This is a genomic window from Bradyrhizobium sp. Mp19 (genome assembly GCF_029952935.1).
Classification (GTDB): Bacteria; Pseudomonadota; Alphaproteobacteria; order Rhizobiales; family Xanthobacteraceae; genus Bradyrhizobium; species Bradyrhizobium elkanii.
In genome coordinates, this window is the sequence record NZ_JASAUT010000005.1 from 1 (window position 1) to 25,194 (window position 25,194).

Sequence of the window (25,194 nt, forward strand, 5' to 3'; positions counted from 1 at the left end):
TCTTTCGGCGGCTTCGGCGGCTTCACCGCCGCCGGGATCAGGCTCGCATCGATCAATGTGCCCCGGCGCAGCACCAGCCCGCGCGCGTCGATCTGGCGCAGGATCTCGCCGAACAGCCTCTCCTCCAGATCGGCCTGCTGCAAAGCTTCGCGGAAGCGCCAGATCGTCGTGTGGTCGGGCGTCTCGTCACCGAGCACAAAGCCGCAGAATTCGCGGAACGAGGCCCGATCATCGAGCGCCTCCTCCAGCTCCGGATCAGACAACCCATACCATTGCTGCAACAGCAACGCCTTGAACATCACCAGCCGTGGATAGGGCGGCGCTCCACGCTCCGGTTCAGCAAGGCTGCGCAGCACGCACTCCACAGCCGCCCAATCGACCAGCTCGCAAATCCGCCTCAGCACCGAACTCCCTTTCCCCCGCCGCGACACCAGCGCATCTGCGAAGCTCGCTTGACCAACCTGCCGATACGCCATCCCCGCCTCCCCCTTCAGATCGGTCTTAGAGAATCGCAGATTCGCCTTTGCGCAAAGCCCTCGCTTGCGGGGAGGTCGTATCGCATCGAAGATGCGATACGGGTGGGGGCTCTCTCCACGGAACGACTCGCGGAGAGAGCCCTCCCCGCAAGCGTAGGGCAATCGCATATGACCCTTCGGCGGCTGCGGAGGTAACTCGGCCTCGTGGTTCGAGACGCGCCGCAAGCGGCGCTCCTCACCATGAGGGTCTACGATTTTGCCGCAAAACAAGATCCTCATCCTGAGGAGCCCGCCGAAGGTGGGCGTCTCGAAGGATGGCCGCAAGGGACGCTGCCCGACAGATTTCTTTTCATATGCGATTGCCCTGCCCGCAAGCGGGAGAGGGAGCGCACCTTCTCCGCGATGACTGTCCGACCTTACAGGATCGCGCCTTAGCGCGGCTTGGGCATGCGCTTGAACTTGACGCTCTTGCCGTCGGCCTGGCGGGTGGCGATGTAGCCGGCCTCGAGGCACGCCTCGCGCTGCGGCATCTTCTCCTGCGGGCTGCGCAACGTCTCCCACCACGACGCCCTATGCGCGGCGCGCGGCAGCGCCGCGTCGATGATCGCCTCGATCTCCTCGAAGGTCAGCACGAATTCGGGCAGATGCTGCTTCTTCAGATAATCCCGCAATGCGTCGTAGTCGTTCACAACGTCCTCGATGACAAAAATCCGGCAACCACCCGTTAACCCATTCGGCGGCTGCTGTCGCCATTTAAGGCGACAACAACATTTCCCGATGCATGACGGCGCTTTGGAGCGGAACATGCGATTTCGGCGGGGAAAGGACGCAAGGCGGCGCTGGCGGCTATCGGCAAAGCTGCTGATCGCCTCGTCGGTTGCGACCGTCCTCGGCTTCTCCGCGGTCTGCGCCGGCGTGATGTTCGACATGCGCCGCGGCGAGGAGGAGCTGGCCCGCCGCACCCTGGAGAATCTGGCGTCGGGTATCGAGGCCGACATCAGCCGCAACATCGAGCTCTACGACCTGTCGCTGCGCGCGGTCGCCAGCAATCTCGAGATGCCGGAGATCCGCAATATCAGCAAGGAACTGCGCCAGCTGATCCTGTTCGACCACGCCGCGACCGCAAAACATTTCGGCGCGATCCAGGTGTTCGACACCAAGGGCAATCTGACCATCGACGCGGCGAGCCTCGATCCGCGGCCGGAGAACCGCAGCGACGAGGAGTATTTCACGGTCCAGCGCGACAATCCCGATGCCGGCCTTTACATCAGCCGGCCGATGCTGCATCGCGGCGCCTACGCCATCGTGCTGAGCCGGCGCATCGTCGACGACGAGGGCCGCTTCCTCGGCGTCGTGGTCGGCTCGATCCGCTTCAGCTATTTCCACGATCTGTTCGGGCGGCTGAACCTCATGCCGGGCGACACCATCACCGTGCTGCGCAACGACCGCACCATCATCATGCGGACGCCGTTCGATCTCGATGTGATCGGCAGGAACCTCGCGGAGCAGCTGGACTGGAAGGCCGAGAACCTGAAGATGGGCGGCGCCTTCTCCGGCAAGGGCCCGGTCGACGACACGCCGCGGCTCTATGTCAGGCGCGGCAGCTCCGGGCCGCTTTACGTGGTGGTCGGCAAGCCGCTCGAAGCCGTCTTCAACCTCTGGCGCACCGAGGCCGTTCGCATCGGCGCGATCATGGCGTTTCTGATCCTGTTCGTGCTCAGCGCAACGCTGGTCCTCGCCCGCGAGATCGTCCGCCGCGCCGACGCCGAGGACAAGCTCGAGGAGATGGCGACCACCGACGCCCTCACCGGCCTGAAGAACCGGCGCAAGTTCGACGGCGAGATCGAGCGCGAATGGCGCCGTGCCGGCCGCTACGGCCAGCCGGTCGCGCTATTGATGATCGATGCCGATCATTTCAAGGCCTACAACGACACCTATGGGCATCAGGCCGGCGACCAGGTGCTGGTCGGGATCGCGATCTGCATTTCGGATGCGGTGCGTCGCGCCGGCGATTGCCCGGCGCGCTTCGGCGGCGAGGAATTCGCCGTGCTGCTGCCCAACATGACCGCGCTCGAGGCCTTCAACCTGGCCGAGACCATCCGCCACAAGGTCCAGCAATGGTGCGCGGGCGAACTGACCACGACGGTCAGCATCGGCGTCGCCAGCATGCGGCCGACCGCGGGCCAGCAATGGTCCGACCTGATCGAGGCCGCCGACAAGGCGCTCTACGCCGCCAAGGCCAACGGCCGCAACCAGTCGGTGCTCGCAACCGTGCCGAAGATCGCGCTGGTGGCGTGAGGGAGAGTTGCGCGCACTGGTCTTACGGTTCGCCGTCGTAACGAAGCCCATGTCGCACCACATCCACATCGTCGTCCCGGCGAAGGCCGGGACCCATAACCACCGCATGTGATTGTGAACGGAATTGTGGCCCCAGCGTCGCGCAACAATGAGCATTTGGGGTAATGGGTCCCGGCCTTCGCCGGGACGACACCGAGTTTGTTGCGGCGTCGAGACACACATCGCCATTCTGAACGCACGGCAGCCGCGTTCACGCCACCTCAGCCCCGCCGCTTCTTCTTCGGCTTCTTGCCGAACTTCGGCTTCGCCGACACATCCGGCCACTGCGTGCGTCCGGCGTGACTGGACTTTCCCGGATGCTTCTTTTTCTTCCCGAACCGTGGCTCGTCGCCGGATTTCGGCCTGAAGCCTTTTCCGTCCCGATCGGACCGGAACGAGTCCCTGGATTCCTTTTTTGACGCGTAGTCCTGGCGCGAACCGCTCGCGCCTTCGCTCGAAAACGCTCTGGCCTCGCGATCCGGCTTGCCGCGCCGCTTTCCTGCCCCCTCGTCGCGCGGCTCGTCGCCGCGCGGCGCGCTGTATCCGCCGTCGTCATTGTCGCGCCAAGGATCGTGCCAGGGCTTGCGCGCCGGCTTCTCGCGCACCTCTCCCTGCGGCGCATCGGCCAGCGGCTCGATGCGGATGCTGTCTTCCTTGTCCGGACGCTTGATCTTGACCGCGAAGGAATCCGCGACCCGCGTGGCGATCTCGAACTCGGTGGTCGTGTCCATGATCTTGATCGCGCCGATATCGCGCTTGTCGATGCCGCCGCGGCGGCAGATCATCGGCAGCAGCCAGCGGGCTTCGGCATTCTTCCGGCGCCCGATCGCGGCGCGGAACCAGACGGTGGCCTCCTCCATGCCATGACGCGCGGAGGACTTGCCGGTCTTCGATCGCGGCCCGGCGGCACGATCATCGCGGCGCGAGGCCCGCTCGCCGCGGCGATCGTCGCGGTCCCGGCTCCGTCCTTCGCCGGGATCGAGAATGTCTTCGGGCGCAGGCAGCCGCGCGCGATAGAGCCGGGCGAGCGCTGAGGCAATCGCCTCGGGCGAACGTTCGGCGAGCAAGGCCTGCGCCAGTGCCAGATCGTCTGATGTCGCCTCCTCGGAGAACACCGCATCCTGCAGCAGGCGATCATGGTCGAGCTTGCGGATCTCCTCCGCCTGCGGCGCGGAGCCCCAGGCCACATCGATGCCGGCGAGATCGAGCAGCAATTCGGCGCGCCGCCGCCGTGCCGGCGGCACCAGCAGGATGCTGACGCCCTTGCGGCCGGCGCGGCCGGTGCGGCCCGAGCGATGCTGCATGACCTCGGGATCTTTCGGCAAATCCGCGTGAATGACGAGATCGAGGCTCGGCAGGTCGATGCCGCGCGCCGCGACGTCGGTCGCGACGCAAACCCGCGACCGTCCGTCGCGCAACGCCTGCAGCGCCTGGGTCCGCTCGTTCTGGGTCATTTCACCCGACAGCGCGGCGACGGAGAACCCGCGCTCGAGCAGCGCCGCCTGCAAATGCCTGACGGCCTCACGGGTGTTGCAAAACACCAGCGCGCTCGGCGCCTCGTGGAAACGCAGCACGTTGACGACGGCGTGCTCGACATCGTCGGCAGCCACCCGGATGGCGCGGTACTCGATATCGGCATGGCCGCCCTCGTCGCCCGCGACCTCGATCCGGAACGCCTGCTCCTGATACTGCTTGGCGAGCGCAACGATGCCGCGCGGGAACGTCGCCGAGAACAGCAAGGTGCGGCGGGTGTCTGGCGTGGTCTCGAGGATGAATTCCATATCCTCGCGGAAACCGAGATTGAGCATTTCATCGGCCTCGTCGAGCACGACGACCTTGAGTTCCGAAATGTCGAGACGGCCGCGCCGCAAATGGTCGCACAACCGGCCGGGCGTCCCGACCACGATGTGGGCGCCCTCGGCGAGCTCGCGCTGCTCGCGGCGCGGGTCCATGCCGCCGACGCAGGAGACGACGCGGGCATCGGCATGCTCATAGAGCCACGCAAGCTCGCGCTGAACCTGCAAGGCGAGCTCGCGGGTCGGCGCGACGATCAGGGCCAGCGGGGCGGCAGCCGGCTCGAACCGCTCGGCGCCGTCGAGCAGGTCCTTTGCCATGGCCAAGCCGTAGGCAACGGTCTTGCCCGAGCCGGTCTGGGCCGAAACCAGGAGGTCGCGGTCGACGGCGTCGGCGGCGAGCACCGCGAGCTGGACAGGGGTCGGTTGATCGTAGTTGCGCTCGGCCAAGGCGCGGGCGAGCGGCGAACTTGTGGTCGGGAACGGCACGGGATGGGAAACCTTGATTGGTCCGGGCGCAGAACGTCGAGCGGGACGACCTGGAGCTGCGTACCCGGCAGGCGGCACAGCCGCATGACGATTTGGGGTGCTTTACGCCAAGACCGACCAAATCGCCATGCCCCCGTCGCAGAAAAGCTGGCGCGGATCAGGCTGGCTGCCCGATCGGGGGCCGTAGGGCCGGTCAGCGCGATGGCGCGTGACGGCTTCGCCTGACCCGCAAAACCCGTCTGCTCGGCGAGAGCCGCCGCTACTTGCCGCCTTGGCGCATGTGAGAGGTCAAGAGGGAACGACAACGGGACGAGCACCGTTGCGGGACTCCTTAGTCGCTACATCACTTCGCCTTGAGCGCCTTCTCGTGGCTTTCAAGCGCCGCTGTCATCAGCTTCGGCAATTGCGCGGCATAGACCTCGATGAAGGTGGCATCGCCGCAGGCCTCCGGATCGCGCGCGGCCTGCTCGGCAACGCGCGCGGCCCTGGCCTCGCATTTCGCGAACATGTGCCAGAACCAATCGGCATTCTTGCCGAGTGCCGGCTTGTTCTTCTTGATGACGGCGGCGCCGACCGCGCTCATCGCGCTGACGACGCCGGCGCCCAGCGTGCTGATGGCGCGCGCGTTAAGGATATCCTCGCGCCCTTGCGCGGTGGCGTTGGTCGCGGTCGCTCGTCCCTTGGCCGGCATGCTGTGAGCTCCTTCGATCCCTGTGGCGGGCGCAGCATCGGCCGCGGAAGTTGAGGAAGGCTCAAGGGGCATGGTTGAAAACCGCTATGGATTTCATTCCGGTTTTATGCACTTCCGAACGATCGGGCCTGGAGGGGAGTTTGCCCTCTCCTCCGCCGCGAGAATCCGTCAGTTGCCGTTACCCTTTGGCGCCGTAGCGGCGGATCAGCTGATCGGCGACATCGTCGAGATCAGTGCCGACGACCTGCGGCTGCGGGCCGACGCCGAGCACATCGTTGCCGGGCCGCTTGATCAGCGCGGCCTCCCAGCCGGCGGCGACCGCGCCGAGCGTGTCCCAGGTGTGGCAGGCGATCAGGCAGAACTCCGAGGGCTTTGCCCCGAGCTCCTTCTCGACATAGGCATAGGCCTGCCGCGACGGCTTGTGGTGCTTGACGCCGTCGGCCGAGAAGCGCCGCTCGAACAGATCGACGATGCCGCCATGGGTCAGCTGCCGGGTCTGCACCTCGAGCAGATTGTCGGTCAGCGTGAACAGGCGGAAGCCCGCCGCGCGCAGCTTGCGCAGCGCGCCGGGCACTTCGCCGTGCGGCGGCATGGTGGAGAATTTCTCGGTCAGCTCCTGCTTGTCTGACTCGTTGATCTTGATGCCGCGGGTGTCGGCCAGCATCTTCATGACCGCGGCGCCGATATCGGTGAAGGGCACGTAGCACCCGGCCACCGTGAGCGAGGCCGAGTACATGATGAAGTTGGCGAACCACAGCCGCATCGCGCTCTTGTCGTTGAAGATGCGCGCGAACACCGGCTCCATGGTCTCGAGGTCGAGCAGGGTTTCGTTGACGTCGAACACAATCAAGGGAAGTGCCGCCATTTTGTTGGACTCCTGTCGTTTGGTTTTTGCTGGTCTCAGCCCCTGTCCTTCATCCGGCTGCGGTGCGCAGCCTGCTTGGCGCGGTTGCCGCAGATCGCCATGCTGCACCATCGGCGCGCACGCGCCCGCGTGTGGTCGGCAAACATCAGCGTGCAGGCCGGGCCCTCGCACGCCTTGATGTCGGAGAAGCTTTCCTCGCAGACGACCCTGGCCATCGCTTCCCCGATCGGCAGCAGCAATGTTTCGGCCGAACGCCAGCGCCGCGTCCGCTCCAGCGCGAAACCGTCATGGCCATCACCGCCGTCCTTTTGGCGATGCGCCACGATCCGGCTAAACGCCTGATCGTTTTCCAGCAGCCGGTTCAGCGGCTCGAGCTCCTTGAGCGCCCGCGGCGTCAGCGGCCGGCCCATATGCTTGCGGACGAAGCCGCGGAACCATTCGCGCAAATCGCGGGCCTGACCGGCGGCGTTGTCGAGCTCGCCAGGCGTCGCGCGCGCCTTGAGCTCGTCGAGCACATCGGGCGGCGCCAGCTGCGCCTGCGCGAGCCAGCGCAGCAGGCCGTCGCCATCGGCGATCCAGTCCACCGGCGTATCGACCGGCGTCGCGATCGAATTGATGAAATCGAGGCCCAGGCTATCTGCGATGAACATCGCGGGCGGATGGGATTGCACGGTGACGGCCTCCTGACGGCTTCCTGACGGCTTCGTCAGTCACGAAACAGTAACCTGATAAAATGCATTTGACAAGTTACGCGTCATGAGCCATAAGCGAGATAACCTATCAAACTGCATTTTAAGGGTTACGGCCGACACCGGCCTGAAACGAGGGAGCGGACAATGTCGAACGAGAATGTCAGCGTGGTGCTTGCCCATGGCGCGTGGGCCGACGGCTCGAGCTGGGCGCGGGTGATCACGGCGCTCGACGCCGAGGGCATCGCGGCGGTGGCGGCGCCGCTGCCTCTCACCTCGCTCGCCGACGACGTCGCCGCGCTGAACCGAACCCTGGACCGCGTCGCGGGCCCGGTGGTGCTGGTTGGCCATGCCTATGCCGGCGCCGTGATCGCCGAGACCCGCTCGCCGCGCGTCAAGGCACTGGTCTATGTCGCGGCGCTGGCGACGGATGAAGGCGAGACGGTCGCCGACGTGTTCTACCGGCTGCCGCCGCATCCGTTCGCGCCCAAGCTCGCGCCCGACGCCAATGGCCTGATCTGGCTGCCGGAGCCCGCTTTCGCAGCGGCCTTCGCGCAGGGCGCGCGGTCCGAGGACCTCGCGGTGCTCGCCGCGGTGCAGCGGCCGATCTCGCCGGCCTGCATCACCGTGCCTGTCGGCCGCCCCCTCTGGAAGGACGTCCCGAGCTGGTTCCTGATTGCCGAGGACGACCGGATGATCGCGCCCGAGACACAGCGCAGCATGGCGGCACGAATGCAGGCGACCGTGCGCTCACATCCCGTCGATCACACCCCGATCGTCACCGCGCCGAAGCTCGTCACCGACATCATCCGGGAGGCGGTCGGCGCGGTCGCCGGGCAGGCCAAGTCCTGAACTCGCAAAACCACACCACACATCACGATCACAAGGAGTGACAGATGTCTCAGGTCAAATACCGCACCGCCGATGTCGATGGCTTCAACATCTTCTATCGCGAAGCCGGCTCGGCCGGCGCGCCGAAGCTGCTGCTGCTGCACGGCTTCCCGAGCGCGGGCCATATGTTTCGCGATCTGATCCCGCAGCTCGCGGACAAATTCCACATCGTGGCGCCGGATTTGCCCGGCTTCGGCCAGTCGGACATGCCGCCGCGCGACAAGTTCAACTACACCTTCGAGCGCATCGCCGGCGTCATCGATCGCTTCACCGAGGTGATCGGCTTCGATCGCTTCGCGGTCTATGTGTTCGATTATGGCGCGCCGACCGGCTTCCGCATCGCGGTCAAGCATCCGGAGCGGATCACGGCGATCATCTCGCAGAACGGCAACGCCTATGAGGAAGGCCTCAGCGACGGCTGGACGTCGATCAAGGCCTATTGGCAGAATCCCTCGCTGGCGAACCGCGACGCGCTGCGCGCCTTCCTGACGCCGGACACCACGCGCTGGCAGTACACCCACGGCACCTCGGATCCGGCGGCGGTGTCGCCGGACGGGCAGAACCTCGACAATTACTACATGGCGCGCCCCGGCGCCCACGACGTGCAGCTCGATCTGTTCGGCGACTACAAGAGCAACGTCGCGCTCTACCCCACCTTCCAGACTTACTTCCGCACCCACCAGCCGCCGTTCCTCGCAGTGTGGGGCAAGAACGATCCGTTCTTCCTGCCGCCGGGCGCCGAGGCCTTCAGGCGCGACAATCCGAAGGCGGTCGTCAAATTCCTCGACACCGGCCACTTCGCGCTGGAGACGCATGCCGACGAGATCGCGCAGGTCATCCGCGAGTTCCTTAGCCGCTGACTCAAGGATGTCCGCACCCACAACTCCATCCGCGTCATTGCGAGCGAAGCGAAGCAATCCATAGCTCCGCACAACGGAAGGATGGATTGCTTCGTCGCTGTCGCTCCTCGCAATGACGAACCTCCATCTACTCAGTCGCCGAACCACCAAGGAAATGCACATGACCCAATCCGTCGCCATCGTGACCGGCGCAAGCTCCGGCATCGGACGCGCCACCGCGCTGCGGCTCGCGCGGGATTTTTCCGCCATCGTGCTCGTCGCGCGCAGCGGCGAGAGGCTGCGCAAGGCCGCTCAGGAGATCGAAGGTCGTGGCAGCACGCCACTGGCGCTCGAGCTCGATCTCGCCAGGCCTGATGCCGCCGATGAAGTCGTCAAGGCCACGCTGGATCGCTTCGGCCGCATCGACGCGCTGGTCAATGTCGCGGGCGCCGTGCCCGGGCTCGATCTGTTCGAGATGACCGATACGCAATGGGACGCCGGCCTCGCGCTCAAATTCCACGGCGCCAGGCGGCTGACGATCCGCGCCTGGGACGCGCTGAAAGCGTCGCAAGGCGCTGTCATCTTCACCTCAGGCAATGCCGCCGTGATGCCGCGCGCAGGCGCCGCCGCGGTGGGCACGATCAACGCCGCGATCGAGGCACTTGCAAAAGCCTTCGCCGAGCGCGGCATCGACGACGGCGTGCAGGTGAACTGCGTGTCGCCGGGCGCCGTGATGACCGGACGCCGCCTCGCGATGCTGGAGAAGGCCGCGGCGGCAAGGCAGGTCGATGTCGACACCGCCAAGGCCGGCTTCCTCAGGCAGGCCGGCATCAGGCGGTTCGGCACGCCGGAGGAGATCGCCGACCTCGTCGCCTATGCCGTGTCGCCGCCGGCGCGCTGGATGACCGGCACCGTGCTGCGCATGGATGGCGGCGAGATCAGATCCGTCTGAGGTCGCCGCGCCTACGCCGCCGTGACGCGCCAGATCACGTTGCCGACGTCGTCGGCCACCAGCAGCGAGCCGTCGGGGCCGAGCGCGACGCCGACCGGGCGGCCGTACGACACCTTCTCGTCAGGCGCGAGGAAGCCCGACAGGATGTCGCGCGCCGGCCCTGCGGGACGGCCGTTCGCGAACGGCACGAACACCACCTTGTAGCCCGACAGCGTCGAGCGATTCCACGAGCCGTGCTGGCCGATCACCATGCCGTCGGGGAATCCCGGCAGCGTGCCTTGCGGCATCCAGCACAGGCCCAGCGAGGCGGTATGGCCACCGAGCGCGTAGTCCGGCTGGATCGCCCTGACGACCATCGCCGGATCCTGCGGCACGCGATCGTCGACGGTCTTGCCCCAGTAGCAATAGGGCCAGCCGTAGAAGCCGCCGTCACGCACCGAGGTCAGATAGTCCGGCGGCGTCTCGTCACCGAGGCCGTCGCGTTCGTTGACGACGGTCCAGAGCACATTGGTGGTCGGCTCCCACGCGATGCCCACCGGATTGCGCAGGCCGCCGGCGAAGATGCGGCTGGTGCCCGCGACGAGATCGAGCTCATAAATCGCGGCGCGGCCTTCCTCGACCGCAAAGCCGCTCTCGGCGATGTTGCTGAGCGAACCGACACCGGCATAAAGCTTCTTGCCGTCGGCACTCGGCAGCAGGCTGCGCGTCCAGTGCCCGTCGGGCTTGAAGCTGACGAGCTTGCGTCCCTGCGCGGTGATGCGATCGGCGCCAGCGGCATAGGGAAACGCCACCACGCCGTCGGTGTTGCCGACATAGAAGGTGTCGCCGACCAGCGCCATGCCGAACGGCTGGCTCAATCCTTCCATGAAGGCGCCGCGGCTTTCGGCGACGCCGTCGCCATCGCGGTCGCGCAGCAGCGTGATGCGATTGGCGCTGACGCCGAGCGCCGCGGCGCGCCGCATCGTCGCCTGCATCGCGTAGTGGAAGACGCTGCGCGGCGTGCCAGCGATCTGCGTCGCCTCCGCGATCAGCACGTCGCCGTTGGGCAGCACGTTGATCCAGCGCGGATGATCGAGCCCGGCCGCAAAGGCGTTGACCTTGAGCCCGGGCGCGGCGACCGGCTTCTGGTCCTTGTCCCAGCCCCGCGCCGTCGGCATCTTGAGCGTCGGGATCGCGCCCTGCGGCTTGGCCTGCGGGATCTGCGGCGCGCTGCCCCAGGCCGGCGCGGGCTGCGCGCCCTGCATCCGCCGCCACGCCAAGGCGCCGGCCCCGATCGCCGCGACGACGCGGGCAAAAACTCCAGACGTGCTCATGAACTTCCCCTGTATTTGCGCCGTGTTAGCGCGCCTTGTCATTCCCTTGCCGACCGGCCGCGGCCCGCAGCAGCATTCGCATAATGCCGGCCCTGATGACAGTAGTTATACGATCTTCGCAGCCGCGCACGAATCGGGGAGACTGGCTGTACGCTCCCTTGTCAGGGCGTTTTCCTCCCTGGACCTTGCCCGCCGCAGTGGCGGGCTTCCTTTTCCGAACCGCCCCGGTTTTTCGAGGCGCCGCTCGCGCATGCGCCGTTATAGCCATGGAAGCATAACGCGGGCCGGCGACCGATGCATCCTGCCGTGCAGAGCCTGGCTGTGCCCTCCCGGAGCACAAGCCCCTTCACAAGAACCTGATCCCACGCCCGCGCAGATTTGCCCTTGCGAGATGCATGGCAGATCAGGAACGCCGCTCCATGGCGGTCGTTGGTCGGGACACCAGCAAGGAGAGTGTGAATGCAACGAAAGACCAAGATATTGTCCCTCGCCGCGGCGTCCCTGATCGCAACAACGGCAGGCGCGTTCGCACAAGGCTACTATCCTTACGGGAACCCTGGTCCGAGATATTACGGCGGCCCCCGCTATCAGGCCGTGCAGCCTGATGTGATGTACTCTCCGGCGGAGCCGGGCTGGTACGGTTCATTCAACGGCACCAACCATCCAACGCCGAGCTCGACCCAGGGTGACGTGGGTCCTGAAGGGAACAACAATGGTACGCTGACCGGCGTCTACAGGCGCTGGTAGCCACGCGAATTTGAGGCCCGTCGCCCGGCTTGAGCGACGGGCCTTTTTGCTGTTCCACGTTCCACGTATGCAAAACGTGGCAACGTGAGGTTCGGCTTTTCTGCTGAGGCGTTACTTCACCATCGCGCCGTAGACGATGTCCTGCACATTCTCGCGATAGTATTTGCGCAGTTCGCCCGGCGCCGCGGTTCCCACCACAACGACAAGGCGCTCCTTCGGATCGCAGAAAAACTGCGTGCCGTAGGCGCCGTTCCAGGTGAACTCGCCGGGATTGCCCGGCACCGACGACAGCCCCTCGCCGGTCCGCACCGCGACCGACAGCCCGAAGCCGAAGCCGCCGCGATGCGGTTCGACCGCGGCGACGTTGTTCTTGATCTCGGGCCCGAGATGGTTCGACGTCATGTGATGCACCGTCTTGGGGCTGAGGATGCGCTTGCCGTCGAGCTCGCCGCCATTGAGCAGCATCTGTCCGAAGCGCAGATAGTCGCCGACGGTGGCGAACGAGCAGGCGCCGCCGCAATCGAACCTGGTCGGCGTATCGAGCAGCTTGATGGCTTGCGGCTTGCCGGTGAGCGGATCGTTCGGAAACGGACGCGCCAGCCGCGCGCGCTGTGCGTCGGCCGGGTGGAACGTCGCATCCTTCATGCCGAGCGGCTTCCAGACATTGGCCGCGAGATAATCGCCGAGCCGCTGGCCGGAGACCTTCTCGACGACGGCGCCGAGCACGTCGATCGAGAAGCCATATTCGAACTCGGTCCCGGGCTGATGCACCAGAGGCAGCTGGGTGATGCGCTCGATGAAGGCCTGGGTATCGCCCTCGACCGCCGGCGCGGTGCCATCAGGATAGAGCCGCGCCAGCGCGCTCGAACTGTCGGGCCGGCCGCCATACATCAGGCCGGAGGTGTGGCGATAGAGATCGTGGATGAAGATCGGCTGCGCCTGCGGCTCCATCTTCAGCGAGCCGTCGGCCTGCTGCACGCCGACCTTCATGTCGGCGAACGCCGGATAGAACTCGGCGACCTTGGCCTGCAGCGGCAGCCTGCCCTGCTCCATCAGCGTCAGGCCTGCAACCGCCGCCATCGGCTTGGTCATCGACGCCAGCGCGAACACCGCGTCGATCGGCATCGGCGTGCCCTTCACCGGATCGAGCTGGCCATACGCCTTGTAATGCACGAGCTTGCCGTCGCGCGCGATCGCCACCACAGCACCGGGCACGCGCTTGGCCGCGATCTCGCGCGCGAAGAAGTCGTCGAGCCGCGCCAGCCCCCGCTCCGAGAAACCGACCTGGTGCGCCGACGTTTCCGGCAGCGGCGCGGCGTGGGCGATGCTGACAGCAAGGCTAGTGGCGGCGGCAGCCGCGGCAATGACGGTTTTTCTCATTGTTTCCTCACCGGGGGACCGCGGGCGATTTGTTATGGCGTTCGTTGCCCGCAGCTCGCAGCATTAGATCACGCCGGCGAGGGCGACAAGACTTCGCGGCGCGCGGCCGCGTCACGCGGGTGCATGCCTTCGCGAACGAAGAACGGCTCGACCTCGTGCTCGAACGTCTTCAGCGCCGCGCCGATCGCCTGGTGCATGTCGAGATATTTGTAGGAGCCGAGCCGGCCGCCGAAAATGACGTTCGGCCGCGACGCCGCCATGGCGTGATAGGACGCGAGCATGGCGCGGTCGGCGGCGGTGTTGATCGGATAATACGGCTCGTCGCTCCGGCCCGCGAAGCGGGAATATTCGCGGTAGATCGTCGTCCGCGCCTCCGCATGCGCGCGCTCCGGATGCAGATGCCTGAACTCGTGGACGCGGGTGAACGGCACCTCGGCGTCAGCATAGTTGATGACCGCGGCGCCTTGGTAGTCCGCGACGTCGTGCACCTCGCGCGCGAAGTCGACGGTACGCCAGCCGAGATGGCCGCAGGCATAGCCGAAGAAGCGGTCGATCGGGCCGGTATAGACCACGAGCTGCCGCGGATTGATGCGATCGCCGACGTCGAAATAGTCGACGCCGAGCCGGACGTCGATCGCGGGATGATCGAGCATCCGGCGGAATATCGCGGTGTAGCCGTCGAGCGGCATGCCCTCATAGCGGTCGGCGAAGTAGCGATCGTCGAAGGTGAAGCGGACCGGCAGGCGGCCGATGATGTCGGCCGAAAGCTCACGCGGGTCGGTCTGCCACTGCTTCTGCGTATAGCCGCGGATCAAGAGATCGTAGAGCGTGCGGCCGACCGAGGCGATTGCCTTGTCCTCGAGATTGCCGATCCCGGAGGCACCATGCCTCCCCGCGGCGCCGTGCACGGCCGCCTCCGCCGCGATCACGGCGCGGGCCTGCTCGGGCGTCATGGCGCGCCCGAACGCCGCGCACACGGTCGCAAGGTTGATCGGCATCGAATAGACGCGGCCCTTCGCCACCGTGAAGACGCGGTGACGATAGCCGGTGAACTCGGTGAAGCGGTGCAGATAGCGCCAGACGGTCTCGGAATTGGTGTGGAAGATATGCGTGCCGTAGCGATGCACCTCGACGCCGCTGTCAGGGTCGAGCTCCGAATAGGCGTTGCCGCCGATATGCGGACGGCGGTCGAGCACGCAGACGGAGCGGCCGAGCCTGCTCGCCACCTGCTCGGCGATCACAGCGCCGAAGAAGCCGGCCCCCACCACGACGACGTCGAAGCCATCTAGCTGCATGCGCTCTCGCCCCTCATGTCGGATCGCGACGGCGCCCGACGGAGCTTCAACGTGACGGCACGGCCGTTTCGGGCGAAATAAATCCGCCCATCAGGATAATTCCGAGCCCGGAACGGCCGGCTCGGCCGTTCAACTGACAGCATGCAAGGCGACGGAAATGCCCGCGCGAGCAGCAACCCCATCAAGCGCGGAGGTCCCATGTCCGTGATCTGCGTCCTGTACTCCAGCAACACCACCTATGATTCGCTGCGCGGCATCCTGGCGATGGCGGCCGCCGAGCTCGACCGGCTCGGGCACGAGGTCAAGATGCTCGATCTGCTGGCGCCGGATTTCTCGGCCCGGCTCAACGCCCTGCTGCCGCGGCGCGCCGAGACCATGGCGCTCGGCTTCTCCGGCATCGGGCTCGATATCCACACCAAGGACGGCAGATTGTTCTGGGACGTCGCCCAGATCCCCGTCTTCACCTGGTTCTGCGATCATCCCTGCTATTTCGCCCGGCGCCACGGACTCGAGAGCCGCTACACCGCGCATGGCTACGTGTTTCCGGACCACGCCGCATTCAACCGCGATCACCTGGGGGCCAATGGCGCTGTGTTCGCGACCCATATGGGCATTCCCGATCCCGGCTTCTTCAGCGGCCTGCCGCCCGAGAAGCGGAACGGCCGGCTGATCTTCGCCAAGTCCGGCTGGAATCCGGTGGCGCTCGAGCGCGGCTGGCGCAAGACGATGCCGCCAAAGCTGTTCGCGCTGCTGTTCGACGCGATCGCCGAGGCGCGCGGCAAGACCTGCGGCGCATTTCCGAAGATCATCGTCGACGTCGCCGAGCAGCATCTGGTCTATCTGAGGCCCGGCGGCGACCTGTTCAACGTGATCCTGACCCGGCTCGACAACTACACACGAGGCGTGCGTACCCGCGAGGTGGGCGCGGTGCTCGCCGACTATCCGGTCGACTTCATCGGCGGCGGCTGGAGCGATCTCGCCGTCAGCGGGCGTCCGGCCCGCGTGCTCGGCGCGATGACCTTCGATGCGATGCGCGAAGGCCTCGGCAGTTACCTCGCCGCGGTCTCGCTCAATCCCAATATCGATCTGTCGGTGCATGACCGGGTGTTCTTCGCGCTCGGCGCCGGCACCGTGCCGGTGTTCGACGCCAACCGCTTCTCGGCCGCGGAGATGCCGCATCTCGCCCGCTTCAGCTTCGGCCAGGACACGATGAGCATCGCCGCCGCCGTCGAGGCCGTGCTGGCCGATCCCTCAGCGGCGCAAGCGGCGGCCGCGACCACCTTGCGCGAGCTCTATCCGCGCTTCTCGATGCAGCGGTCGGTGCAGGACATCCACGAGATCACGATGTCGATCGCGGGCGCCGCCGGCGCCAGTTTGTTGCCGGCCGAGCCGGTGCCCGCCGGCGTCTGGACGCCGAAGCAGGCGGCCTGATCCACGCGCAGCTAGTAGCCCGCATGAGCACAGCGACATGCGGGGCCCGCACCAACGGTCTTCCCCGGATATCGCGGAGCTCATCCGGGCTACGCTTGATTGCCATTTCCGTGGCCACCTCGCGACGGCTGCGATACGCTGCACCCGTCACCTCCGATCGGGGCCAGCATGAACCGCCGCGCGTTTGTCTCGGGACTGGCCGTTGCCGCGGCGCTTGCAGGCTTCGCCGCGCCGGCTGCAGCCGACGGCAAGCGGGTGGCGCTGGTGATCGGCAACGGCACCTACAAAAGCGTGCCGGCGCTGTCCAATCCGCCGAATGATGCCGGCGATATCGCCGCCGCGCTGAAGCGCCTCGGCTTTGCCGTGACGCTCATCACCAATGCAGGCTTCGACGAGATGCGGCGCGGGCTGATCGCATTCGGGCGCAATGCCGCCGGCGCCGACATGGCGGCGGTGTACTTCGCCGGCCATGGCATGGAGATCAACGGCGACAACTGGCTGATCCCGATCGATGCCGAACTGAAGCGCGATACCGACGCCGCCAATGAAGCGATCAGCCTGCAAAGCGTGATGCTGCAGGTCTCCAACACCGGAAGTCTCGGCCTCGTCATCCTCGATGCCTGCCGCAACAATCCGTTCGCGGCGAAGATGAGCCGCTCGCTCGCCGCCCGCGCCGCTGCCAGCAGCGGGCTCGGCCGCATCGAGCCGGTCGGCAATGTGCTGGTCGCCTATGCCGCGCGCGACGGCACCATTGCGCTCGACGGCGACGGCCGCAACAGCCCGTTCGCCGCGGCGCTGCTCCGCAACATCGAGACGCCGGGCGTCGAGGTCACCTTCATGTTCCGCAACGTCCGCGACGACGTGATGGAGGCGACGCGCAACGCGCAGCAGCCGTTTGTGTACGGCTCGCTGTCGCGCAAGGCGATCTATCTCGTGGCCGCGCCGCCGGCCGACGACGCCGCCGCGAAGCAGGCGAACGCTGCGCCGGCAGCCGCCGCATTGTCTGCGCCATCGACGACGTCGGCCGGCGCGATCGATCCCGCGCTGGTCGGCACCTGGGAGATCATGGTGCCGGATGGTCGCGGCCAGTCGCGCTGGATCTGGCGGATCATGGCCGACGGCACCTATCAATTCCACGCCGAGCCTTCGCGCGCCGCGCGCCCGCACGAAGGCACCGTCAGCTTCGCTAACGGCCGCTGGACGCTGCATGCTCTGCGAGGACTGAGGAACTACAGCGACGGCGGCTCCTACGAGATCCGCGACGCCATTGCCGTGATCACCGGCAAGCTCGGCACCGGCTATTGGAAGCGCAGCGTGGAGTGAGTGGGCGCGGCGCGATGGTGCAGCCGCAAGCCTCGCCCCTTTCATAAATCCAGTTCACCCGTCGCCGGATAGGCCACCGTGCCGTCGCCCTGGACGACGGCGCCTTCGGTGAGGCGGGCGGGCTCGAGGCGCCCCTCCCCCATGATGTGGACGACGGTCTCGCCGGACGCAATGAGATAGTCGGCGACGATGCGGCGGTGGCAGCGCCACCACACCGCTTCCGAGCACATCATCGCACAGCGTTGCCGGCGCCCTTCGTCGCGCAGATGCTGGAGCGCCGCATGAAACTGCGGCGACAACGCATAGTCGGCGTAGTTATGAAAACTCTCGTTGCTCCAGAACCCATTGACGGACGGCGGCACGCTTCGCGCCTTGCCGCGGAGCCCGCCGAGATCGGCCAGATGCTCATACGAGATGCCCGCGGCCTTGAGCGGCTTGGGCAGCGTATCCTTGTTGAACTGCGGATTGGTTCGCGACCGCGGCACCGTTCGGATGTCGACGATGCGCTCGATCGCGGCCGCGCCGAGGAGAGCGATGAAATCCTCGAGGCTGCGGGTGGAATGACCGACCGTGAAGAACGGAAGCGCCACGTCTTTGCTAGGCATGATGCAGCGCGCTGCCCTTATGGGCCGCGACGTGATCGGTCTTGTCGCTCTTGATCTCGTATTGCGGATCGGCCTCCGAGGCGCGGTGCGTGTGCCCCTTGTAGTCGAAATCGCTGGTGTGAACCGCGATGATGGTGCCCGAGACGCGGCCGGCCTCGGAATTCCAGCTGACGTGATCGCCGACCTTGAATTTCCTGGCCATGCTTGAAGCCTCCTTCAGGCGCGGAATTGCTCGCACAGTACAGTGTCAATTGGCCACTCCGGAAAAGCACCGCCAGGCCAAACGAGCTGGCAATCGGCGAGGTTCCCACCTCGCGCTTGCCGGAACTTCGCAGAAGCGGTTCCGATGCTCAAGCGCGCGATCACGCGGACCGTTCATCCTGGAGGTTGATGTTTTCTTCCAATTGCGAGCGAACGTCTTCGAAGAGCGAGCATGAGGGGATGTTCAGCGTCGCAGAGAGGCCTGCTGCCGTGCTCTGCTGCAACCACCGCCTTATGCATTTCGTGCCAGCGTGGCACGCAGTTGAACCAACGGAACGAAGCACGTTCAGCGGGATTGATCGGGACACCCTTGCAAGGAGTCCGGACATGCGACCAACCAAGGCTTTGCTGGTTCTCAGCTTCATCGCATCGGCAGCAATGATACTTCCTTATGACGCACAGGCCCGGCGCGGAGGAGCCGGCGCTCGATCGGCTCACTTCCACGGCGGAGGCATGCGGCCTGGTTGGCACGGCGGCGGCACGCGATGGCATGCCGGCGGCTGGCACGGCGGCCGCGCGCGTTGGGCCGGCGGCGGCTATTACCGCGGTGGCGGTTACTATCGAGGCGGTTGGGGCCCCGGAGCTGCCGCGGCCGGTTTGGCGACTGGCGCAGCCATCGGAGCCGCGACGGCCTATAACTCCTGCTATCAGACGCGAAACGTGTGGAACGGTTACGCGTATGTCCAGCAGAGTGTGAGGGTCTGTTAGGCATCTCCGCGTCCGCGATGCCGGGCTAATCACATCTCCGCCGAGTTCGAGATCGCGGACCGCCTGATCAACTTGGGCCCGGATTGCGCGAACGAGTTCGGCAACGAGGTCTGTGGCGGCGTCGCTCCGCAATGGGCCGCTCTGCGTCGAAGTCCGCGCGATCCTGATCACCGAAACCGATCAGGATCGTCATCGCGCTCGCCCATAGCGCTTTTCTACCAATTGATACAAAGGCCGGACTTTCCCGTATTTGCGAAGACTTCCCCGTATATGCGAAGGCGTCATCATCGAACGCAGCTTTGCGCCTTCGCCGACGGGGAGCGGCATTTTGATTCCTGTCGTGTCGCTCGGCCCATCTTCAGTCGGCACTACGCCGCGCCTGTGCAGCTTCGCTGAAGTCATCCTTCAATCGTCCATCAGTCACGTCGATTTGATGCGTCGTGCGAGGCGCGCAGGAACCTCTTCCTGAGGTTGCATTTGGTTGGATGCGAGAAAAACCGGGAACGTTCCGGTGTGGCTTTAGCGAGCCCTGTCGCAAGCAAACCAATCTAGCCCGTCTTATTCACGATGTGCCCGCGTGAAGAAGGCCACATTTGCGTTCCCCGGGGTGGGGTCGCGAGTGAGGGTTGCGGAGTTTTCCGCGGTTTGCGTCGAATGTGGGGAACGCGTTTGAGGAGCGATGGGGATGAACGGGGCATCAGCCGCCCCGTTGGTCACGGCGGTTGAGGGAAGAATGCGTTGACAAGGCCGCGGAACAGGTCGGCCTCGGGACAGGCTGCGGCGAAGGCGATGCGGATCCGGCTTGTGGTCTCGACGATGCGAGCGGCGATCTTGAGAAGTCTGAGCCTGATCGTTGCGAACTCGGCGGTGGCGAGGTCGCGCAGTTTCGGGATCCTGTCGCGCACGACGAGCACGAGCCAATAAGCGGCGGTGTGGAGCACGAGGCGGACCTGATTGGCGAGCGCCGAGCGGCAGCTGGTCCGATCGGAAGCGAGCTGGCTCTTGTGCAGCTTGATCAGGTTCTCGGCCTGTCCACGTTGGCAATAGAGGCTGTCGTAGATCCATTGAGCCGAGCCGATGCCCAGGCTGGTGACGACATAACGGATATCGAGCCCGTGCTCGCTCGCCTCGATGCGGGCGACGATGCGGCGCTCGTGGTGCCAGGAGCCGGCGGCGTGGCGGACCTCGGTGTAGTCCCGCACTACCGCCTTGCCTTCGATCGCCCGTTCGACGCGGACCGCGTCTGCGATCTGCTCGACCTTCACGGCGAGCGGCTTGGTCCCGGCCACGGCGAAGACGTAATCGATGCCGTTTTGCTCGCAGAACTCCATGGCCTCGGGGCGGGCGTAATGACTGTCGCCGCGGAAGGTGATGCGCGTCGTGGGCCAGCGCTTTCGAATGTGACGGACGAGGCGGCGCAGATGGGCACGAACTTCGAGGCCGCCCGGCACCTTGCCCGGGCGCAGAACGACCGCAACCGGCCGGCTGCGCTGGGTATCGTAGACATGGATCGGCAGAAAGCAGTGCTCGTCGTAATGGGCGTTGAACAATGATAGCTGCTGACGCCCATGCACCACGTCGACGGTGTCGTCGATATCAAGCGTCACAGCGCCCGGCGCGCGTGAGTAGCTGTCCATCCACAGGTCGACAAGCGCATAGCTCAGTCGGATCGTCTCGCGCAGGTCAGGGGCATTCTCCAGCCGCGACAGGGTCGGCTGCGAGCAGAGGTTCAAACCGCTGTCCGGTAGACGGCCGCAGGCCAGCTTGAAGGCCGGATCGCTGCGCAGCTGGTCGAGATCATTGCCGTCCTCGTAGCCGCACGCGATGGCGAAGATCCGGGCGCGGATCAGATCGACAAGGCGATGTGCGATGCGGGCCGGATCGCGCCGCTCGGGAAAAACGCGCGCCAGTTTCTCCGAGACCTTGGCATGACCGTCGGCCAGCGACAGCAGCATGACGCCTGCATCCGACGTCAGTCGCCCGCCATCGAAAGCGGCTGTGATCTTCTTGCGTCCGACCGCTGGAAATATGAAGGGCAGAATTGTATCGTCGACCATGGCGGGTGTGGCGGCCTCAATGTCAGCGCAGAATTGGTGTCAGCAACCGAATCCTACGCCCCATCAGCGGCTTACGCCACACCCGCCAGCCACTTCAAAGCTCATCGTGAATAAGACGGGCTAGGGAGCAACGCATGATGAACCTGAGAATCATTGGCGCGGCCGTGATAGTGGCGTCCGCAGTTTCGAGCCCCGCGTCGGCGCAAGCGGTCTTCTCCAACCCGGCCGCCTGTTCATCTCAGTTCGCCAACGCCAACTGCCTCAATAGAGGAGCCGGGAGCCCGTACGACAGCAGGCGAGGCTATTATCAGCGGCGAACCGCCTATCGCGAACCGGTGGGACCGGTGGGGGCCGCCGCCGGCGTGGCGGGCGCTGCCGTCGGAACAGCCGCGGCGATCGCGACCGCTCCCTTCAGCGGCTGGCGCAATTCCTACGCGGCATACGACACCTACGATCGACCCGCCGCATATGGCGACTACTACGCGTGGAACGGCGACTGGAACAGCTACGCCTCGCACAATGGGATCGTCTGCAGGCCCGGTACCACTTTCAAGGGGTCCGACGGACTCCAGCATCTCTGCCAATAGGCTTGTCTGCTCTCAGCCAGGCGGCCTGCAAGGGCCGCCTGGCTCATCTCCTGTCGGTCGCGGCGACATCGGCGGCGCGGCCGAAGGTCGCGTTCGCGCGCGAGTTGTCAGCGCATCGATTGCCGATTACGGAAGCATCAAGGGGATGGTGCCCAGGGGCGGGATCGAACCATCCGACTTCGCCCTCCGGGCTACGCCGGGACGAGCGCCTGCGTGGAGCGATTGCAGATTACGGTAGCGTCAAGGGGATGGTGCGCCACCCAGAATAAAACAATGAACTCTTATATCATTGAAATTACACTATAATTTACGGCTCATCCTCTCGAAATTCAGAACCACTCTGCAGCTGCGGCAGGTTACGGGCGCTCGGAAGCCCCCTGCCTAAATGGCGCGTCGGCGGTGAAGGCATTCCGGAGGGCGGTGAAACGCGGTTCATCGGCTGGATCTCCGACAACGCGGAGCGACAGTTAATCGCAATAATCGTCGCGTCTGGCAGTATTTCGCGTATCGCTCCCTGTTACAGTGCCTCCAGTTTCTTTTTTGATCGCCTCAAGTCTCTTATCGGCCGTTATCTTTCGAATGAGCACGAAAAGACGAGCGACCACCCAAACGGGATGCCGCCCCGGAAAGGCGTGACATGAACGGAGATCCGGACCCGGTATTGACCGCCGCTCGGGACAAACTTGCAGAGCGATCCGATTGTGTGAGGGTACGAGGCGCGCGCGAAAACAATCTGAAGAATGTCGACGTCGACATTCCACGCGACGCATTCGTGGTGTTTACGGGCATATCCGGATCCGGCAAGTCATCGCTCGCATTCGGCACTCTCTATGCCGAGGCGCAGCGCCGCTACCTGGAATCGGTCGCCCCCTATGCACGCCGGTTGATCGACCAGGCCGGCGTTCCGGACGTGACCTCGATCGACGGATTGCCGCCGGCGGTTGCCTTGCAGCAGCAGCGGAGTTCGCCGAACGCGCGCTCGTCGGTCGGCAGCGTGACGACACTGTCGAGCCTGGTGCGGATGCTCTATTCCCGCGCCGGCGAGTATCCGCGGAATCAGCCGATGCTCTATGCCGAGGATTTCTCGCCGAACACCGTCGAAGGGGCCTGCCCCACTTGCCATGGACTCGGCCGGATCTACGGCGCGACCGAGAAAACGATGGTGCCGGACAGCTCGCTGACGATTCGCGAGCGCGCAATCGCCGCCTGGCCGCCCGCATGGCACGGACAGAATCTTCGCGATATTCTGGTGTCGCTTGGCTACGACGTGGACACGCCCTGGCGCCATCTGCCGAAAAAGGACCGCGACTGGATTCTGTTCACGGACGAGCAACCGACCGTGCCGGTGTATGCAGGCCTTACGCCGCAGCAAACGCGCGTCGCGATCAAGCGCGGCTTTGAACCGAGCTATCAGGGCACGTTCACGGGTGCCCGGCGCTATGTGCTGGATACGTTCGCCAACACAAAAAGCCCCTTGATGAAAAAGCGTGTCACTCAGTTCATCATCGGCCAGGAATGCCCGACCTGCCACGGCAAGCGGCTGACGCGCGCGGCACTGTCGGTGAAATTCAAAGGGCTCGATATTTCCGAATTCGGGAAGCTGTCGTTCTTGAAACTGGCGGAATTGCTGACGCCCGTTGCGCGCGGCGAGCAGACGGGCGCGCAAGAATACTCGCACGCCGGCGTCCTCGACAAAAAGGCGCGTAGTGCTGCGATCGAGCGCCGGGTCGCCGCAGGCGGATCGGCGCACAAGAGTGCGCCAGACATCCGCCGCACGCCGAATCTTTCCGAAGAAAAGCGTATCGCCGCCCGACGCCTGGCTTCGGAATTGCTCGAGCGCCTTGCGCCGCTCACCGATCTCGGGCTCGGCTATCTGTCGCTGGACCGGAGCACGCCAACGCTGTCGTCGGGCGAGCTGCAGCGACTGCGACTTGCGACCCAGCTATCTTCGCACCTGTTCGGTGTCGTCTATGTGCTGGACGAGCCCTCGGCCGGGCTGCATCCGGCGGATGGCGAGGCATTGCTCGCCATCCTCCAACGCCTCAAGGCCGCGGGCAACTCGCTGTTCGTCGTCGAGCACGATCTCGATCTCATAGGCCGTGCCGAGTGGCTGGTGGACGTGGGCCCGGGAGCCGGTGAGAAGGGCGGCCGCGTCATCTATAGCGGGAAGCCTGCGGGGCTGGCAGACGTCGAGGCCTCGATCACCCGCCGCTATCTGTTCGGCAAACCGGCTGCGGTCGAGCGCACGCCCCGACCGCGCAAGGGCTGGCTGCGGCTGGAAGGTGTGACGCGCAACAACCTGCATGGTCTCGATGTCGCATTTCCGGTCGCCTGCTTTACGGCGGTCACCGGCGTTTCGGGCTCTGGCAAATCCAGTCTCGTGAGCCAGGCGCTCCCTGAACTGGTGAGCGAACGACTCGGGCGGCCGCTCGCCGCGTCGGACGAGGACGAGCTTGATCCTCTGCTTGCGGTGACGCAGGCGGCCGCCGAAGGGCGCATTGTTGGCGGCATGGACCACATCCGCCGCCTTGTCCAGGTGGACCAGAAGCCGATCGGGCGCACGCCGCGCTCGAATTTGGCAACCTATAGCGGCCTGTTCGATCATGTACGCCAGCTTTTCGCCGCCACGCCCATGGCGCGAAAGCGCCACTACAGCGCAGGTCGATTCTCGTTCAACGTCGCGCAAGGGCGCTGTCCGACCTGTGAGGGCGAAGGTTTTGTGATGGTCGAGTTGCTGTTTCTGCCCAGCGTCTATGCGCCCTGCTCGACCTGCAACGGCAGCCGCTACAATCCGCAGACGCTCGAGATCGAATGGCATGGCCGCAACATCGCGCAAGTGCTTCAGATGACCGTCGACGAGGCTTGCCAGTTCTTCACCGACGAAGCGCAGGTGTTGCGGCCGCTCACCGTGTTGCGGGAGATCGGGCTTGGCTACCTGCGGCTGGGCCAGCCGGCGACGGAACTCTCTGGCGGCGAAGCGCAACGGATCAAGTTGGCGACCGAACTCCAGCGTGCGCAGCACGGCAGTACACTCTATGTGCTCGATGAACCGACTGCCGGCCTCCATCCCGCCGACGTTGACCGCCTGATGCGTCAACTGCAGGGACTTGTCGACGCCGGCAACACCGTCGTCGTCGTCGAGCATGACATGCGGGTCATCGCGCAGGTGGACTGGGTCATCGATCTCGGCCCCGGGGCCGGCGAAGACGGCGGTCGCGTTATCGCCGGCGGCGTTCCGCGTGAAGTTGCCGACGCAAAAGGCAGCTTGACCGCAACCTATCTGAAAGTAGCTCTGTAGCGGATTTGGAGCCGTCGTCGAAGAGGTTGTACGATGCATGGCGGCTCGATTTGCCACCAAGGGCAATCACGAAAGGATTTGAATGTGGTTGGCCTTGTGGGTTGGATCGCTACGATCATCGGGCAATAAATCGTGCTGCCTCAGCTCTTTCGCGGGCGTGAAGACAA

The 25,194-nt window shown here is 65.5% G+C and carries 21 protein-coding genes; 9 read left to right on the forward strand and 12 right to left on the reverse strand.

Annotated elements, in window-relative coordinates:
* Positions 1-701, reverse strand: a 701-nt coding sequence (locus QJT82_RS08005; RefSeq protein ID WP_281446630.1) for a transposase, incomplete at its 3' end; no start/stop codon positions are given.
* A 206-nt stretch (positions 702-907) separates the two neighbouring features.
* Entirely contained in the window at positions 908-1,165 is a 258-nt protein-coding gene (locus tag QJT82_RS08010) for a hypothetical protein (RefSeq protein WP_028338908.1), read from the reverse strand.
* A 115-nt stretch (positions 1,166-1,280) separates the two neighbouring features.
* Between QJT82_RS08010 and QJT82_RS08015 the strand changes: the two genes are divergently transcribed.
* Positions 1,281-2,774, forward strand: coding sequence for a sensor domain-containing diguanylate cyclase (locus QJT82_RS08015; protein ID WP_028338909.1), 1,494 nt, complete (start codon positions 1,281-1,283; stop codon positions 2,772-2,774).
* Positions 2,775-3,034: 260 nt separating this feature from the next.
* Here the strand turns inward: QJT82_RS08015 and QJT82_RS08020 are convergent, their stop codons facing one another.
* The 4 genes from QJT82_RS08020 to QJT82_RS08035 form a co-directional block, all read right to left on the reverse strand.
* Positions 3,035-5,095 carry a DEAD/DEAH box helicase gene (locus QJT82_RS08020; RefSeq protein ID WP_028338910.1) on the reverse strand — a complete coding sequence of 687 codons (2,061 nt, stop codon included), beginning with the start codon at positions 5,093-5,095 and terminating at the stop codon, positions 3,035-3,037.
* 343 nt (positions 5,096-5,438) lie between these two features.
* On the reverse strand, positions 5,439-5,786 hold the full coding sequence (locus QJT82_RS08025) for a hypothetical protein (RefSeq protein WP_028338911.1): 348 nt from the start codon (positions 5,784-5,786) through the stop codon (positions 5,439-5,441).
* Positions 5,787-5,964: 178 nt separating this feature from the next.
* Entirely contained in the window at positions 5,965-6,651 is a 687-nt protein-coding gene (locus QJT82_RS08030; protein WP_028338912.1) for a haloacid dehalogenase type II, read from the reverse strand.
* Between the two features lie 35 nt (positions 6,652-6,686).
* Complete coding sequence (locus QJT82_RS08035; RefSeq protein WP_035630997.1) at positions 6,687-7,301, reverse strand: ABATE domain-containing protein; 615 nt, start codon at positions 7,299-7,301, stop codon at positions 6,687-6,689.
* A 186-nt stretch (positions 7,302-7,487) separates the two neighbouring features.
* On the opposite strand from QJT82_RS08035, the gene QJT82_RS08040 reads away from it, so the two are divergent.
* The 3 genes from QJT82_RS08040 to QJT82_RS08050 all read left to right on the forward strand — a co-directional run bounded on the left by QJT82_RS08040 (position 7,488) and on the right by QJT82_RS08050 (position 10,022).
* The gene (locus QJT82_RS08040) at positions 7,488-8,192 is read left to right on the forward strand and encodes an alpha/beta hydrolase (protein WP_028338914.1); all 705 of its coding nucleotides are present in this window, start codon (positions 7,488-7,490) and stop codon (positions 8,190-8,192) included.
* Between the two features lie 44 nt (positions 8,193-8,236).
* Entirely contained in the window at positions 8,237-9,091 is an 855-nt protein-coding gene (locus QJT82_RS08045) for an alpha/beta hydrolase (RefSeq protein ID WP_028338915.1), read from the forward strand.
* 160 nt (positions 9,092-9,251) lie between these two features.
* Positions 9,252-10,022: an SDR family oxidoreductase gene (locus QJT82_RS08050; RefSeq protein ID WP_028338916.1), complete on the forward strand. Its 771-nt coding sequence runs from the start codon at positions 9,252-9,254 to the stop codon at positions 10,020-10,022.
* 11 nt (positions 10,023-10,033) lie between these two features.
* Here the strand turns inward: QJT82_RS08050 and QJT82_RS08055 are convergent, their stop codons facing one another.
* Positions 10,034-11,335, reverse strand: coding sequence for a sorbosone dehydrogenase family protein (locus QJT82_RS08055; RefSeq protein WP_028338917.1), 1,302 nt, complete (start codon positions 11,333-11,335; stop codon positions 10,034-10,036).
* Positions 11,336-11,794: 459 nt separating this feature from the next.
* Between QJT82_RS08055 and QJT82_RS08060 the strand changes: the two genes are divergently transcribed.
* Positions 11,795-12,082: a hypothetical protein gene (locus tag QJT82_RS08060; RefSeq protein WP_075969423.1), complete on the forward strand. Its 288-nt coding sequence runs from the start codon at positions 11,795-11,797 to the stop codon at positions 12,080-12,082.
* Between the two features lie 111 nt (positions 12,083-12,193).
* On the opposite strand, the gene QJT82_RS08065 is transcribed toward QJT82_RS08060, so the two are convergent.
* Positions 12,194-13,462, reverse strand: coding sequence for a serine hydrolase domain-containing protein (locus tag QJT82_RS08065; RefSeq protein ID WP_028338918.1), 1,269 nt, complete (start codon positions 13,460-13,462; stop codon positions 12,194-12,196).
* A gap of 68 nt (positions 13,463-13,530) precedes the next feature.
* A complete protein-coding gene (glf, locus tag QJT82_RS08070; protein WP_028338919.1) occupies positions 13,531-14,757 on the reverse strand; it encodes a UDP-galactopyranose mutase in 1,227 nt (408 codons plus the stop codon).
* 198 nt (positions 14,758-14,955) lie between these two features.
* Between glf and QJT82_RS08075 the strand changes: the two genes are divergently transcribed.
* Positions 14,956-16,188, forward strand: a complete 1,233-nt coding sequence (locus tag QJT82_RS08075) for a hypothetical protein (RefSeq protein WP_155258348.1) — start codon at positions 14,956-14,958, stop codon at positions 16,186-16,188.
* Between the two features lie 168 nt (positions 16,189-16,356).
* Positions 16,357-17,511, forward strand: a complete 1,155-nt coding sequence (locus QJT82_RS08080) for a caspase family protein (RefSeq protein WP_051447719.1) — start codon at positions 16,357-16,359, stop codon at positions 17,509-17,511.
* A 41-nt stretch (positions 17,512-17,552) separates the two neighbouring features.
* On the opposite strand, the gene QJT82_RS08085 is transcribed toward QJT82_RS08080, so the two are convergent.
* The 3 genes from QJT82_RS08085 to QJT82_RS08095 all read right to left on the reverse strand — a co-directional run bounded on the left by QJT82_RS08085 (position 17,553) and on the right by QJT82_RS08095 (position 21,142).
* Complete coding sequence (locus QJT82_RS08085) at positions 17,553-18,116, reverse strand: DUF488 domain-containing protein (RefSeq protein WP_080686642.1); 564 nt, start codon at positions 18,114-18,116, stop codon at positions 17,553-17,555.
* Positions 18,109-18,318 (reverse strand): DUF2945 domain-containing protein, encoded by a 210-nt coding sequence (locus QJT82_RS08090; RefSeq protein ID WP_028338922.1) that lies wholly within the window; start codon positions 18,316-18,318, stop codon positions 18,109-18,111. The genes QJT82_RS08085 and QJT82_RS08090 overlap by 8 nt, the downstream gene beginning before the upstream one ends.
* Positions 18,319-19,798: 1,480 nt before the next feature.
* A complete protein-coding gene (locus tag QJT82_RS08095) occupies positions 19,799-21,142 on the reverse strand; it encodes an IS1380 family transposase (protein ID WP_129964838.1) in 1,344 nt (447 codons plus the stop codon).
* 134 nt (positions 21,143-21,276) lie between these two features.
* On the opposite strand from QJT82_RS08095, the gene QJT82_RS08100 reads away from it, so the two are divergent.
* Entirely contained in the window at positions 21,277-21,729 is a 453-nt protein-coding gene (locus QJT82_RS08100; RefSeq protein WP_028338923.1) for a hypothetical protein, read from the forward strand.
* A gap of 637 nt (positions 21,730-22,366) precedes the next feature.
* Complete coding sequence (locus tag QJT82_RS08105; RefSeq protein WP_080686643.1) at positions 22,367-25,027, forward strand: excinuclease ABC subunit UvrA; 2,661 nt, start codon at positions 22,367-22,369, stop codon at positions 25,025-25,027.
* The last annotated feature ends 167 nt before the right edge of the window (positions 25,028-25,194 follow it).